10 protein-coding genes are annotated in these 14,281 nt (G+C 52.6%); 1 reads left to right on the plus strand and 9 read right to left on the minus strand.

The window, feature by feature from the left end:
* Nucleotides 1–70 precede the first annotated feature (70 nt).
* From gltA to ABID13_RS17430, 5 genes are all read right to left on the minus strand, one after another.
* Entirely contained in the window at nucleotides 71–1,459 is a 1,389-nt protein-coding gene (gltA, locus tag ABID13_RS17410) for an NADPH-dependent glutamate synthase (RefSeq protein WP_045091480.1), read from the minus strand.
* Nucleotides 1,459–2,349 (minus strand): sulfide/dihydroorotate dehydrogenase-like FAD/NAD-binding protein, encoded by an 891-nt coding sequence (locus tag ABID13_RS17415; RefSeq protein ID WP_007868924.1) that lies wholly within the window; start codon nucleotides 2,347–2,349, stop codon nucleotides 1,459–1,461. The genes gltA and ABID13_RS17415 overlap by 1 nt, the downstream gene beginning before the upstream one ends.
* A gap of 38 nt (nucleotides 2,350–2,387) precedes the next feature.
* On the minus strand, nucleotides 2,388–3,302 hold the full coding sequence (locus ABID13_RS17420; protein WP_048930964.1) for an aldose 1-epimerase family protein: 915 nt from the start codon (nucleotides 3,300–3,302) through the stop codon (nucleotides 2,388–2,390).
* Nucleotides 3,303–3,440: 138 nt separating this feature from the next.
* Nucleotides 3,441–3,932, minus strand: a complete 492-nt coding sequence (locus ABID13_RS17425; RefSeq protein ID WP_007868929.1) for a dihydrofolate reductase — start codon at nucleotides 3,930–3,932, stop codon at nucleotides 3,441–3,443.
* Nucleotides 3,929–4,426, minus strand: coding sequence for a dihydrofolate reductase (locus tag ABID13_RS17430; RefSeq protein WP_007868932.1), 498 nt, complete (start codon nucleotides 4,424–4,426; stop codon nucleotides 3,929–3,931). The genes ABID13_RS17425 and ABID13_RS17430 overlap by 4 nt, the downstream gene beginning before the upstream one ends.
* 153 nt (nucleotides 4,427–4,579) lie before the next feature.
* On the opposite strand from ABID13_RS17430, the gene thyA reads away from it, so the two are divergent.
* Nucleotides 4,580–5,410, plus strand: coding sequence for a thymidylate synthase (gene thyA / locus ABID13_RS17435; RefSeq protein ID WP_045091477.1), 831 nt, complete (start codon nucleotides 4,580–4,582; stop codon nucleotides 5,408–5,410).
* 52 nt (nucleotides 5,411–5,462) lie between these two features.
* Here the strand turns inward: thyA and ABID13_RS17440 are convergent, their stop codons facing one another.
* The 4 genes from ABID13_RS17440 to addB are packed head-to-tail and all read right to left on the minus strand — an operon-like array spanning nucleotide 5,463 to nucleotide 14,273.
* On the minus strand, nucleotides 5,463–5,987 hold the full coding sequence (locus ABID13_RS17440; protein WP_007868944.1) for a hypothetical protein: 525 nt from the start codon (nucleotides 5,985–5,987) through the stop codon (nucleotides 5,463–5,465).
* A gap of 16 nt (nucleotides 5,988–6,003) precedes the next feature.
* Nucleotides 6,004–6,948, minus strand: a complete 945-nt coding sequence (locus ABID13_RS17445; RefSeq protein WP_007868946.1) for a ketopantoate reductase family protein — start codon at nucleotides 6,946–6,948, stop codon at nucleotides 6,004–6,006.
* A 19-nt stretch (nucleotides 6,949–6,967) separates the two neighbouring features.
* Nucleotides 6,968–10,741, minus strand: a complete 3,774-nt coding sequence (addA, locus tag ABID13_RS17450; RefSeq protein WP_048930965.1) for a helicase-exonuclease AddAB subunit AddA — start codon at nucleotides 10,739–10,741, stop codon at nucleotides 6,968–6,970.
* Entirely contained in the window at nucleotides 10,722–14,273 is a 3,552-nt protein-coding gene (gene addB, locus ABID13_RS17455) for a helicase-exonuclease AddAB subunit AddB (protein ID WP_048930966.1), read from the minus strand. Before addB ends, addA begins: the two co-directional genes overlap by 20 nt.
* Nucleotides 14,274–14,281: the final 8 nt, after the last annotated feature.

The raw sequence follows: 14,281 nt of genomic DNA on the forward strand, positions 1-14,281 counted from the left end.
GGATACCGGTTCTTTTTCCTTCCGTCAAAGGAAAATCCTTTGCCAGTCCACTTTTTGACTATCTCTTTGTTTATTTACTTCCGTGAAGGAACTCATCAATTCCCCTTGCGCCTGCACGGCCTGCCTCCATTGCGAGGATAACTGTGGCGGCACCTGTCACGGCGTCTCCGCCTGCATATACGCCTTCCTTGGTGGTCTTTCCATTGGACTCATCCGCTATAATGCATTTCCAGCGGTTGGTCTCAAGTCCCTCTGTGGTGGAGCTTATCAGCGGGTTGGGGGAGGTTCCAAGGGACATGATCACTGCGTCCACGTCAATGGTATAGTCGGAGCCGGCTATCTCCACCGGCCTGCGGCGGCCTGATGCATCGGGCTCACCCAGTTCCATCTTACGCACTACCATGCCTTTTACCCATCCGTTGTCATCTGTAAGGATCTCCACAGGATTGGTCAGAAGGTTAAAGATGATCCCCTCTTCCTTTGCATGGTGCACTTCCTCCACTCGGGCCGGAAGCTCCGCCTCGCTTCTCCTGTATACGATATGTACTTCTGCACCCAGACGCAGGGCTGTTCTGGCAGCATCCATGGCCACGTTTCCGCCGCCTACCACTGCTACCCTTTTTCCCAGATAGATCGGGGTATCGTAGTCATCCCTGAATGCTTTCATCAGGTTGCTTCTTGTAAGGTATTCATTGGCTGAGAATACGCCGCTGGCATTCTCTCCCGGGATTCCCATGAACTTGGGAAGCCCTGCGCCGGAACCGATGAATACGGCCTTAAAGCCTTCCTCATCCATCAGCTCATCAATGGTCACGGACTTTCCTATGATTACATTGGTCTCTATTTTTACGCCCAGTTTTCTTACATTATCGATCTCAGGCTGTACTACTCCTGATTTAGGCAGACGGAATTCAGGAATACCGTAGGTAAGCACGCCGCCCGGCTCATGGAGCGCCTCAAAAATGGTCACCTCATATCCCATCTTGGCCAGGTCTCCTGCACAGGTAAGCCCTGCCGGGCCGGAACCGATGACAGCCACCTTCATGCCGTTGGTCTTATCCGGCTTTGCCGGTACAAATCCATGCTCCCTGGACCAGTCAGCCACAAAACGCTCCAGCTTTCCGATGGAAATAGGCTCTCCCTTGATGCCGCGGATACATTTTCCTTCACACTGGCTCTCCTGGGGGCACACACGTCCGCACACAGCTGGAAGGGCGCTGGACTCTGCTATGGTATTGGCTGCATCCTCGAATTTTCCTTCCTTTACTTCTGAGATGAACTTGGGAATATTGATGGCAACCGGACATCCCTGGATGCACTTGGCATTCTTACAGTTGATGCAGCGCTGTGCCTCTTCCTGCGCCTCTTCCTGGTTGTATCCCAGACACACTTCCTTAAAATTAGTTGCTCTTTCCTGTGGGTCCTGCTCCCTTACCGGTATCTTCTTTAATACGTCCATTATTCCTCACCTCCGCAATTTCCGCATCCGCCGTGGTGTGTTGCGCCTTCCTTCAGTCTTAAGAGCGCCCTGCCTTCCTCTGTCTTATACATCAGCTGGCGTTTCATGGCCTGGTCAAAATCCACCAAATGGCCGTCAAACTCAGGACCGTCCACGCATGCGAACTTTACTTCTCCGCCCACGCTGACGCGGCAGGCGCCGCACATGCCGGTTCCATCCACCATGATGGGGTTCAGGCTGACAATGGTGGGAATGCCTAATTCCTTGGTAAGCTTGCATACGAATTTCATCATGATCATGGGACCGATGGCCACGCACACATCATATTTCTTTCCTTCATTTTCAACCAGGTCCTTGATGACCTCAGTAACCATGCCTTTGCGCTCATAGGAACCATCGTCTGTTGTTATGTACAGATTGCCTGCCACTGCCCTTAATTCATCTTCCAGTATAAGCAGGTCCTTTGTCTTGGAGCCTTCAATGACATCCACGTCAATGCCGTTTTCCTTCATCCACTTAACCTGTGGATAAACAGGAGCAGAACCAACGCCGCCGGCCACAAAGAGGTAGCGTCTTTTCTTTACTTCTTCCAGGTCTTCCTTTACGAACTCGGAAGGCTGGCCCAGAGGTCCCACGAAATCCTGGAAATAATCCCCGGCTTTTAAGCCTGCCATGCGCTCGGTGGAAGCGCCTACTGTCTGGAATACAATGGTGACAAGCCCTTTCTCCCTGTTGAAATCACAGATGGTAAGGGGAATCCTCTCTCCTGCCTCATCCATCTTAACGATCACAAATTCACCCGGCTGGCAGGCTCTGGCTACACGCGGTGCTTCCACGTCCATCAGATAGATCTTGTCTGCCAGGCATTCTGCCTTAACAATCTTATACATGGTTCTCCTCCTGATTTGTTATAAATAGTAATTTATAATTAGCCCACTTGAATGGTATAGCTCTTACTCCATGATTCCCATCCAGGCAGGGAAATGATACCTTTCCTGTCTTTTAACTCTCCCTTATACCCTTCTGACGCGCAGATCCCATACCATGGCTCCAGGCAGACAAAGGGGTGGGTATCCTCTATGGTCCAGACTCCCAAATAAGGAAAGTCATCGCACCCCATGGTCACATAGGGCCTGCCGTCCAATAACAGGCTCACACTGCTGACCTGTGCATCATCAAACATATAGGTGAGGGCTGTATCGAAAAACCCCTTTGTCAGTTCCACCCGGCCGTCCTGAAGCGAAAGGGTTCCCGCCAGTTCCTCCGACTCATATCCCCCACTGGTGGGGGCAAGATAGTGAAGTTCCTCCTGAAACTGTCCTTTCCTGCATCCTTCCCGGTTAAACTCAAAGGTGTAATCGTAGATGCTATGCCCCTCCGGCACCTGAAATGCAGGGTGTCCGCCCATCATAAACAGCATTTCCCCGGAATCTAGGTTTGTCACCTTCCACATCACAGTGATGGTACGGCCTTCCAGCCTGTGCCCGATCTCCAGTTCAAAATGGAAGGGATATTTTTCAAATGTTTCCGGCGTATCCTTAAGCTTAAACCAGCACTCATCCAGATCACACAGGACCGGTTCAAATTCCATGTCCCTGGCAAATCCATGCTGGGTCGGCATCTGATATTCTTTTTCTTCATAAATATATCGGCCTTCATAGCACTTTCCCACAAAAGGAAAAAGCACAGGCGCATGGCGGTCCCAAACAGCAGGGTCAGCGCCCCAAAGTACATCTCTCCCGGCCTTCTTATCAAAAATCCTGGTGAGTTCCGCCCCGTGTCTGGCCACGGTGACCAAAAGTTCATCATTTTCCAGTGTAAATAGTGTTCCATCTGCTTTCATATGGATTCCCCCAATCTGCTTGTGAGAATTTACAGCTGCACAAGCTTTATATTATCATTTTCTGCATCATGTTACAACTGCTTTTTCTAAAATTCCTAAATATTTTTTAGATTTTAGTCGTAATATACAATTTTTTTGTTATTTTATCCGTTGGAACTTCTGAAAGGTGTAACAAAGGTCAAAATATGTCTGTTCATCCCCCTCATCCGTCATTCTCCAATCCCCATCATTTTCCAGATTTTTGAAAAATGTGTCCGCGTCATAGGTGTAGTCAATGCGGGTTACATGTACGGTGTCTGCGTAGGGCAGAAACTGTTCATAGATGCTCTGTCCGCCTATGATATAGATATCATTGGTGTCAAAAGCCTGGAGCCATTCCATGGCTTCCTCCAAGGAATGGCACACATGGGCACCTTTGATCTTATAATCCTCATCCCGGGTCAGCACCAGATTCTTTCTGTTTCCCAGGGGCTGTCCTCCGGGCAGGCTTTCCAAGGTCTTGCGCCCCATAACCACCACCTTGCCTGCGGTCTCCCTCATCAGCGTCTGCTGGTCCGCCGGAATGGTCACCAGGACCCGTCCGTCTTTTCCAATGGCCCAGTGCCTGTCAGCTGCTACGATCAGATTCATTCCTGCTGCCTCCTTGTATAGATCCTGAATTCATAGGCCAGGCCGTTATACTCCTGCATTTCACCCACACGCTCCCACTCCCAGTCCTTTTCCCGGTCCAGATCCACAAACTTTGTATCTGCCTGGAAAATACCGTGGATACAGGTGACATATGCCTTTTTACAGTATGGAAGAAATTCCCCGTAGATCATTCCTCCTCCTATGATGAATATATCCTCCTCCGGATACTGCTTTAATGTCTCAAGGGTTTCATTTACATCATGACATACAGTCACTCCCTCAGGGCAGTAATCCCGGTTCTGGGTCAGCACAATGTTGACCCGGTTCTTAAGAGGTTTTGCGTCAGGAAAGCTTTCCAGGGTTTTTCTTCCCATCACCACGATCTTTCCCCGGGTGGTTTCCCGAAAATATTTCATATCTCCCGGCAGATGGGTCAAAAGTCCTCCGTCCCTGCCGATTCCCCATGCTTCATCCACTGCCACGATCAAGTTCATGTAAGACCTCCTGTCTTTGGTTGCAGTATTTACCGTCATTGGTCCAAACAAAAGAATTATAGCATGAAACCTTGCAGAAAGAAAGATTTTCTCTTTCTAATCCGTATAACCTCTGCTATAATAGGTTCATATTTGACATAAGGAGTAATGTACATGAGTTATGCAGACCAGATATTTATACAGAATTGCAGGGATATTTTAGACCATGGTGTATGGGATACGGACTACCAGGTCCGCCCCGTGTGGGAGGACGGCGCTCCTGCCCATACCATCAAGCGTTTTGGAATTGTTAACCGTTACGATCTGTCAGGTGAATTTCCCGTGATCACCTTAAGGCGTACGGCTTTTAAATCAGCAGTGGACGAGCTGCTCTGGATATGGCAGAAGAAATCCAACAACATCCACGACCTGAACAGCCATATATGGGATTCCTGGGCTGATGAGAACGGTTCCATCGGCAAGGCATACGGATACCAGCTGGGAGTGAAGCATCGCTATAAGGAGGGGGACTTCGACCAGGTGGACCGCATCCTTTATGACTTAAAGCACAACCCCTTAAGCAGGCGGATCATGTCCAATATCTACAACCACCACGACCTGCACGAGATGAACCTCTACCCATGTGCCTACAGCATGACATTTAATGTGTCCGGCCACACGCTGAACGGAATACTGAACCAACGTTCCCAGGACATGCTTACGGCCAACAGCTGGAATGTGTGCCAGTACGCCGTGCTGCTCCACATGTTTGCCCAGGTAAGCGGCCTTAAGGCCGGAGAGCTGGTCCATGTGATCGCGGATGCCCATATCTATGACCGGCATATTCCCATGGTGGAGGAACTGTTAAAAAGAGAGCCCTATCCCGGCCCCACTCTGGCAATGGATACTTCCATCACTGATTTTTACCAGTTTACCACCTCCAGCTTCCGTCTGGAGGATTACCAGTATCACACCTTTGAGTCCAAGATCCCTGTGGCGATCTAAGACCATGGAGGACGGACCGGTGCCTGATCACGCGTCAGGCACCGGTCCGTTTTTAGGATACATATTGACTGTACTCCCCCTCCGGGATGGGATGCTCCAATCCCAGCACCCTGGGCCACAATCCCGTATCGTCAATGATAAATCCCATGATCATACCCATATGGCTGTGCAGATGTCTGAACTGTGCCAGCAACAGCGTAAACCTGTCATACTCACAATCCGGCGGATGATCCAATAGCTGTGCATCTTTCAGATCCAGAATATAGTTCCTTATCTTTTTGTCGATATCCCCAACATATCCATCCATCTCTGCCCTTGAGATCCGCTTCTCTGATATCACATCCAGGTTGTTCAGATCCTTCTCATGTATCTCTGGTTCCTGGTACATCCGGTCGCGGGGGTTGATGAGCCATAGGTCCAGAGAATGGAGCATGTGATAGATATGCTTCCAGCACGGCATGGCACAGTATGTTTTGTCCCACAGTTCATCCGGCACACAGTCGATCACATTTTTCACTTCCCACAGCGCCCGCCATGTCTGGTCTTTTATGACCGCAGTCAATGGATTCTGGTCCATGTACATCTTTCCTCCCTTAAAAGAGCCCCTCATTCTTTTGCTCCAGCACCTTGATGGCATGATAAAACAGTTCATTATAAGGGGTGGGGACTCCCAGCTCCCGTCCCATGCGTATCATGGCGCCGCCAAACATTTCCACCTCTGTCCTGCGCCCTGCTTCAATGTCCTGAAGGGTGGACGGCTTATTCTTAGGAGGTACCACGGCAAGGCGCTCTGCCTGTTTTTCCATGTCCTCCTCCGTCAGCCTGACTCCCTTTTTGCCGGCCACGGCCACCACCTCCCGCATCAGGGCCTCCCGGATAAAGTTAGCGTCCGCGCTCACACTCCAGGCCCCAAAAGGGATTCCCAACACGGCTGCACTCTGGTTCTCGCTGACATTGCACATGTATTTATACCAGATGGCCCGTTCCATATCCTTTGGGACAATGGCGCAGATGCCCGCGGCTTCCAGCAGATCCTTCACTGACTGGACCCTTGGGGAAATGGTCTCATTTTTCCTCTCTCCGAATTCGATTCTGGCAACTTTGGGATCAAAGACAGCCTGCCCATCCTTCATGACCACGCTCACCTTTGCAAGGGAATAAAGCAGGTTATCCCATCCGTAAACAGCGGCCACCATATCCTCGGCCTCCACCCCGTTGAGGGGGGCCATAATAAGGGTCTTTGGCCCAATCTGGTTCTTTATATCCTGGATTGCCTGGTTAAGGCCCGTAAATTTTGTGATGATAATGGCCAGATCCGGATAATCACCATTGCAGTCCTCCTCCGGGGACACCAGATGGAAACGGTAATTGACGCCGTTTACAGTTACGCCATCCCGCTCCAGCCTGTCCTTTCTGCTTCCCCCGGCAATAATCCTGAGTCTGTCCCCTAAGATTCCCTGTAGGTGGGATGCAAAAAAGCATCCGATGGCCCCCAGCCCAATAAGCGACACTGTTTTGATCGGTTTCCTTTGATTCATATCATAACCTTCTTTCTGTCTATACTTTGATACTGCGCTGAAGAGCCAGGGAGTAGATCATACGCTCCTTCACCCGTTTCCCGGTCAGCTGGGTCAAAGCCCGCTCATAGTAATCCAGCTGGACCCGGTAGCGCTCAGCCAGCATAGCCGCCCCCTGCTCCCTGTCATTTCCCGGAACCCGGTCCGTCTTATAATCGATCAGCACCAGTCCGTCCGGTTCATCCAGGTAGGCATCGATGATCCCCTGGATCAGCACCAGTTCATCTGAATCCCCCCGGTCCATTTCCCTGGCCGGGATACCGATGATAAACTGCTGCTCCTTGTGGATTCTTCCCTCTTCCTGTGCTTTTGCCATACGTTTTCCCAGCGGGCTTTTGAGAAAGGCCCATATATCCCGCCCGTTGATCAGTTCCCTGGACTCCTGATCCAGGTATCCCTTTTCCACCAGCGCCTCCAGGGCCTGCTCCGTCTCCTCCAGGCTTTGGATATGGATAAAGGAAATGTGTTCCAGGGCGGCGTGATAAGCGGTTCCCCTGAGTGCTCCCCTGCCGGATGAACCGGACGTCTCCCTTTCCGGCTCTGCCAGCGCTTCCAGCACAGCGCCCTCCGTGTCCGTGCCGGATGTGCCGATTGCCTCCGGGGCCCGTCCGATCTGGCTCTGCTTTTTAAGTTCGGACACGGAAATCATGGCATACAGCCCGGTATCATCCATATGGGGATATCTGTAGTTCACTGCCTGTTCCAGTTTTTCCCCCGCCTCTTTGTCGTATATCCTGGCGCTATCCACGCCCAGCAGATCCTCCTTGGTCATCCGCCTCATAACCTGGCGGCCGACCTCCTCTCCGATCAGTTCCCTAACCTGGACACAGGTCACTTCCAAGTGGGACTTTGGCACGGCAGGGCAGGCCATAAGGACCCAGTCCAGATAGGAACCGGCTGTGGCCAGCACCGTATAGGGAATCTGTCCCCCCACTGCCATGGAGTCCTTCCATTTGGAGCATTTATTTTCAAGGGACTTGTCCGAAGCTGTCATGATCAGCTTTTCCTTTGCCCTGGTCATGGCCACGTACAGGACTCTCAGCTCCTCACCCATGGTCTCCAGTTCCATACGCCGTTTCAGGGCCTGTTTCTTGAGGGTAGGCGCCTTCACCCGAAGGTCCAGGTCCAGATGGTCAGCCGCCACTCCCAGATCCGCATCCAGCAGTATCCTGCCGTAAGCATCCTGTTTATTAAACCGCTTGCCCATGCCGGCCAGGAACACCACAGGAAACTCCAGTCCCTTACTCTTATGAATGCTCATAATGCGGACCGTACGGTCCTGTTCACCTGCCACACTGGCCTCGCCAAAGTCCGTATCATATTTTTTCAGCTTCTCAATATAGCGCACAAAATGGAACAGCCCCTTATAACTGGTGGCTTCATAGGCAGCTGCCTTTTCCACCAGCATATCCAGGTTTCCCCTTCTGGTCTCTCCCGCAGGCATGGCGGATACATAGTCGTAATATCCGCTTTTTCTGTACACACGGTACAGCAGCTCATGGATGGGTAGATGTCTGGCCTCACTGCGCAGCTCACCGAGAAGCTCCCGCAGATAAGCCAGCTTTTTCCTGATGGAGGCAGCGGCTGTTTCAGGTACAGTTCCGGGATGTTCCCATTCCTCATCCATCCACAAGGTCCAGGCGCCATAAACACCCCGGTCCTGCCCTTTTTTGCTGTTCTTTTTGTAGGCTGCCATCATCCACGCCATCTCTTCATCATCCATTCCCACAATGGACGAGCGCATTACGGCCGCCAGGGGTATATCCTGCATAGGATTGTCGATCACGGACAGCAGACTCAACACGGTCTCCACTTCCACCGTGTTAAAATATCCGGTCCTGGTCTGGGCGCTGGCAGGTATGCCCTCGTTCATCAGAACATTTACAAACACCTCGGACCAGCCGGTCATGCTGCGAAGAAGGATGACCATATCCCCCAGCCGTGCCCTGCGGTATGTCTCCTTTGTTTTATCCCAGACCAGGAGCCCCTTTTCCTCACTTACCAGCTCCCGGATGCGCTTTGCGATCATCCTGGCCTCCAGTTCCCTGGCAGTGTAGTCCAGGGCATCCTCGTCCAGCTGCTTTAAGGCTTCCGCTCCCGTATCCACCATCAGCAGCTCCGTGGGCGTGCCGGCTGACAGGGAAATGCCTTCTTTCCGCTTCAGGGTTTCATCCACATTCTCCCCGCCCACTTCCTGGAAAGATGCTCCGGGATAAAGAGCCGTATCCTTTGTGTAGGTGATCCCGCCCAGATTCTTGGTCATAATCTGGTAAAATATATCATTGACACTGGTGAGAACGGATTCCCTGCTTCGGAAATTCTGCTGAAGTTCGATCATCTGGTAAGGACCATCCTCCGCTGAATAGCTTCCATATTTTTCCATAAACAATTCCGGCCTGGCAAGGCGGAACCTGTAAATGCTCTGCTTCACATCCCCCACCATAAACACATTGGGATGCCCGAACCGCTCCCTGGATATGCTGGTAATCAGGGCCTCCTGAACATAGTTGCTGTCCTGGTACTCGTCCACCAGGATCTCCTCAAACTGGCGGCTCAGCTCATCTGCTGCCGGGGACGGGCGGCGTTCCTTGTTTTCCTGCTCCTGCGCCTCCTCCGGCGCCTTCTCCAGCAGCACCTCCAGAGCCAAATGCTCCAGGTCATTAAAGTCCAGGACATTCCGCTCCCGTTTGGCTGCCCGGTACGCTTCATCGAACATTCCCGTAAGGTTTAAAAGCTCCGCGATGACTGTCTTGGTCCCCCGGATGCTCTCCACCACCTCCGCCGGGCTCTGGGCTCCGTACAGGTCCCTGCATTTTCCCACTGCCTTTTTCACCCGGTCCCTGCATGCAGTGACAAACGCTTTCTTTTCCCCGTCAATATCCTTGCTGCGTATGGATGCCAGGCGGTCAAAGTTCATGTTTTTAAGGCTCTGGTACAGGGCCTCAAAATTCCCCTGGGACGCAGCCTGTTCAATGGCCTCCAGCTTTCCCACATCACTGAGCAGCATGGGCTCGTATGCCTGTGGTCCGTTCTCTTCCCCGCACACTGAAAGGGCGGACCTAAGCTGTGCCGAAAGCTCCTCCATCTGCCGGGCCGTGTCCTGGAACAGGAACTGCATCCAGGGACTCTGCTCCATTTCCTCCAGGTTTCCCTCCTCCAGTTCAGCCCTGCAGTTGAGCAGCCATTCCCCCGGCCATGGATGGCTCTGGGAGAACTGCCATGCCTGGAGGATCACATCCTCGATTCCCCGGTCCGACTTACCCCGTCCAAAATGCTCCACGAATCCGGCAAATTCCTCCCTGCCTTCCTCATAGCATGCTTCCAGCATTTCCCCCAGAACATCGCTTTTTAACAGGGCCAGCTCCCCCTCATCTCCGATACGGAAAGCGGGATCTATATCCAGACTGTTAAAATGGTTCCGTATGATATTCAGGCAGAAGCTGTCAATGGTGGTGATCATTGCCTGGGGGATCAGGGCTGCCTGAAGCCACAAATGCTCGTCCTCAGGCCGCTCCTTCAGCTTCTGCTCCACGGCCGCTCCGATCCGCTCCCGCATCTCTGCCGCGGCTGCGTTGGTAAAGGTCATTACCAGCAACTGGTCAATATCCAGAGGGTGCTCCCCCTCACTGATCATCCGGATAATGCGCTCCACAAGGACCGCCGTCTTTCCGCTTCCTGCCGCTGCAGACACCAGCAGATTGCGGTTCCTGCTTTCAATCACTTTTTGCTGCTTTTCAGTCCATCTCACTGCCATCCTGTTCCTCTTTCCTGTCCGGCGATATCTCCGCCCAGATCTCCTCGGGCTTTAACCCCTTCAGTCTCCTGTATCCATATCCCGCCGTCTTGGTGTCAAAGCCGCACACCGCATGGTAAGGACAGTAATCGCAGGCAGTCCTGTCCGCCTGCTTACTGGGTTTAAGCTCCACATTCCCCTTAAGGATATCCTGCCCTGCTTCCTTCAGCTTTCGGTTCACAAACCGCCTTAAATCCTCAAACCGCCTGGTACTGGCCACGGATGACCGGCTCTCCTGCACATACCCGTCCTTGATGGCGACCGGTATCACATCTGATTCTTTCCGGATCTCCCTGTCTAAATGATTGATAATATCCAGCTGGCTGTTCACCAGACCGTTCATCCTCAGCTGACGCAGAATCTGCTTTTCAATCTCCTCCGCCGTCATTCCCTCCTGCTTGTCAGCCAGGGGATCGTTGATATGGTAATAGAAGATCCCGGCAGGGACCACTTCCTTTCCCGGATGATTCCTCTCCTCCATCTCCATGGCCGCGTCCATATAGACCACCAGCTGAAGCTGGAGTCCATAGTACAGCGCTGCCAGGTCAAAGGCAGTGGTGCCTGATTTGTAGTCAATAATCTTCACATACACATGCTCCTCATCCTCACACAGGTCCATCCGGTCGATGCGCCCCCGAAGCTGCAGTTCCTCATCCTCGGACAATCCGATGCGCATTGCTTTCAGGTTGTCAATGGAGGAAAAGGACACCTCAAAGCCAACCGGCTCAAAATCGCCTTTTTTTACCTGCTCTGCCAGGGCCCAGATGGTCCTGTCCGTGATCCGCTCGATCCTTCCGGCCAGATAGGCGTTGCGGGCTGAGTTCTGCATAATGGTGTTGCCGTATTCCTCCGTCACCTGGGACACGCATTCCTGCACCAGCCTCCTCCTGGCTTCCTCCGTCAGATTCCTCCAGTCCTGTCCGCTGTTCTTCATGACCTCAAAGCAGCGGTCAATGGACTGATGGAACAGGTTTCCCATGTCCACGGCCTCCAGCTCATACTCCTGGCGTTCCATCAGTTCCAGGCCGTATTTAAGGAAATGTGCATAGGCGCAGGAGGCAAACTGTTCCAGCCTGGTAACACTGCCCTGAAGGCTCTGGCCGTAAAGCGCCCTGGCCGCTGCCCTGCCTATCCCCCTCTCCTCATAGGAGTAAAAGGCAGCTTCCACCAGCTGTTTTACCTGTTCCCTGTGCTCTTTGGAGCAGTAAAAATATCTGTACAGTTCCAGAAAAGCGGCTTCCTCCCCGGTCCGTTCCTGCGGGTTTTCCCCCTGGCCCCCCTCCTTGTCTTCCCGCATCTTCCTCAGTCCCCTGATCAGATGTTCCCGGCCATCCTGCACGGTACGCACCGGCCACTCCACAGCGCTCTCATCCAGGGCCTCCAGTTTTGGAAACAGCTTTTCCACTTCACCGATCAGGCTGGAAGGCCTCTGGCTTTTGCCGTCTGCAGACATGCCTGCAAAGGTGAGAACAAGGCTCAGGGACGGCTTGGCCATCATAAGGTAGAGATAGAACTTCTGGATGCATCCATCCTCCCTGGACGTGGGCGCCAGTTCCATGTCCAATGCCTTAAACGCCTCCCTGTCCCTGTCTGAGAGAAGGCTTCCTCCGCTCTTTCTCTGCGGTACGATCCCCTCATTGACCCCCACAAAAAACAGTACCTTCACTGCCTCCAGGCGGCTTCTTGTAATGTCCCCCACCATCACCTGGTCTATGGTGGCCGGGATCACGCCTACTTTGATCTCCTCAAAGCCGGCATCCAATATCTGGGAATAATTTTTCCGATCCGCCTTCTCTGCGCCCAGAAGTCCTTCCAGTCGTCCAAACAGTTCCAGGACCATATCATATACCTGGCCGTATTCCCTGGCCAGATTCTCATCTCCGGGCATTCCCCTGTCCAGGAAAAACTCCTTGTAATCCTCCAGCTTTTCCTTAAGTTCCATGCGCTCCAGAAATTCCCTGAGGGCCGCTGTCACAGATGCAACCGTGGCGCCTTCCTCCTGGAAAGCCTCCCGCAGGGGACGCAGGGGTTCAAGGATCCACCGGCGGTATGCGTTCAGCTCCTTTAGATTCAGCTTTTCACTGCCCCTGTACTGCTTTTCCCACTGGGATTCCCAGCGTTTCCATCCCCGGATGCCCAGGGCTCTTACATAATTTTCCAGCCGATCTGTCATCTGTTCTACCTGGTCACGGGAACCATCAAACTCCTGGTCATTGTCAGACTTCTGAACGTCATCTAATTCCCGGTCACCCCATCCCTTCCTGGAATAGATCAGCCCTGTTTTCAGATACCGGAACACACTTTCATAGGAAAAGTCCCTGACCGTTTCCAGGGCTGCCCGGATCAGTTCTACCAGCGGATTCTCCATGATGCTCTTTTTATCATCCAGAAAATAGGGGATACCGGCATTATCAAACTGGTGAGCCAGCTCCCTTCCATAGGAGGACAAATCACCGGTGATCACAGCCGCGTCCCGGTAACGCATGCCTTTTTCCTGGACCATCTCCTGGATGCGGCTGCACACATAGGCTGCTTCCCCTGCAGGCCCCTGCCCCCTGTACAGCACAATGCGCTCCACCGGATCATTCCAGGAATTTCCATTGTACCGGTACAGGTTCTGTTCCAGGAAATCCAGCTCCGGGCTGTCCTTAAACCGCACCCCGGGCCGTTTGCCGCAGACCACGTCCTGCTTTTTTTCTATATCATGACGCAGCGCCATGTCTGCCAGGCGGCACACGGTATGTTTTCCCATGTAAAACAGATGCTGAATGCTCCCCTCCTTATAAGCGTTGGCCCTGGGGTCAATGGTCACGGAACACAGCACATCCCTGGCATAAAGGAGGAAAAGCTCCACAAGCCTGTACTGCACCGGTGTAAAGCCCGTGTATCCGTCCAGCAGTATGACACTGTCTTGCAGCGTCTTCCAGCGGGGAAGTTCCCTGCACAGGATATCCAGTATCTCCTCGGCCGTGATATAATGCTCTTCAATATACTCCTTAAACCCGCTGTAGATCACCTCCAGGTCCTCCAGCTTCTGCTCCAGAAGGGGACTGTTAGCCTCCTTCATCACCTGTCTGAGCATGGGAGGAGTGATCCCATACTGGTAAAGCTCGGATATCTGGGATTTCAGCTGATTGATAAATCCGGCCTGTTCCAGATGGTGGCCGTACATGCCAAGCTCTTTTCTCTTTATGCCTGCCACCTTGCGGATGACCATGGATTTGCCCATATCATCCAGGACCACGGGAAGATGGATCCCCAGGTCCTCGAATACCCTGTAGGCCAGACGCTTAAAGCTTAAGATGTCGATATTCATAACCCCGTGCCTGGGGTGAAGCCGTATGATCTCCTTCTGGGTCTGCATGGTAAACTGCTCCGGCACCACCACCAGGTACTGTATATCCGGGTGGGCCATGGATTCCCTTATGGCTGTCTCATACAGATATCTTGTTTTGCCGGATCCGGCCCCTCCTAATATGAACTGTAATGCCACTTTTTTAT

Origin of the sequence: Enterocloster citroniae, assembly GCF_040545455.1 — a bacterium.
Lineage (GTDB): Bacteria > Bacillota > Clostridia > Lachnospirales > Lachnospiraceae > Enterocloster > Enterocloster citroniae.

What these genes read in the sequence shown, in the direction of transcription:
- gltA (WP_045091480.1), bottom strand. Translation starts at nt 1,459, where the DNA reads ATGGACGTATTAAAGAAGATACCGGTAAGGGAGCAGGACCCACAGGAA.
- ABID13_RS17415 (WP_007868924.1), bottom strand. Translation starts at nt 2,349, where the DNA reads ATGTATAAGATTGTTAAGGCAGAATGCCTGGCAGACAAGATCTATCTG.
- ABID13_RS17420 (WP_048930964.1), bottom strand. Translation starts at nt 3,302, where the DNA reads ATGAAAGCAGATGGAACACTATTTACACTGGAAAATGATGAACTTTTG.
- ABID13_RS17425 (WP_007868929.1), bottom strand. Translation starts at nt 3,932, where the DNA reads ATGAATCTGATCGTAGCAGCTGACAGGCACTGGGCCATTGGAAAAGAC.
- ABID13_RS17430 (WP_007868932.1), bottom strand. Translation starts at nt 4,426, where the DNA reads ATGAACTTGATCGTGGCAGTGGATGAAGCATGGGGAATCGGCAGGGAC.
- thyA (WP_045091477.1), top strand. Translation starts at nt 4,580, where the DNA reads ATGAGTTATGCAGACCAGATATTTATACAGAATTGCAGGGATATTTTA.
- ABID13_RS17440 (WP_007868944.1), bottom strand. Translation starts at nt 5,987, where the DNA reads ATGGACCAGAATCCATTGACTGCGGTCATAAAAGACCAGACATGGCGG.
- ABID13_RS17445 (WP_007868946.1), bottom strand. Translation starts at nt 6,948, where the DNA reads ATGAATCAAAGGAAACCGATCAAAACAGTGTCGCTTATTGGGCTGGGG.
- addA (WP_048930965.1), bottom strand. Translation starts at nt 10,741, where the DNA reads ATGGCAGTGAGATGGACTGAAAAGCAGCAAAAAGTGATTGAAAGCAGG.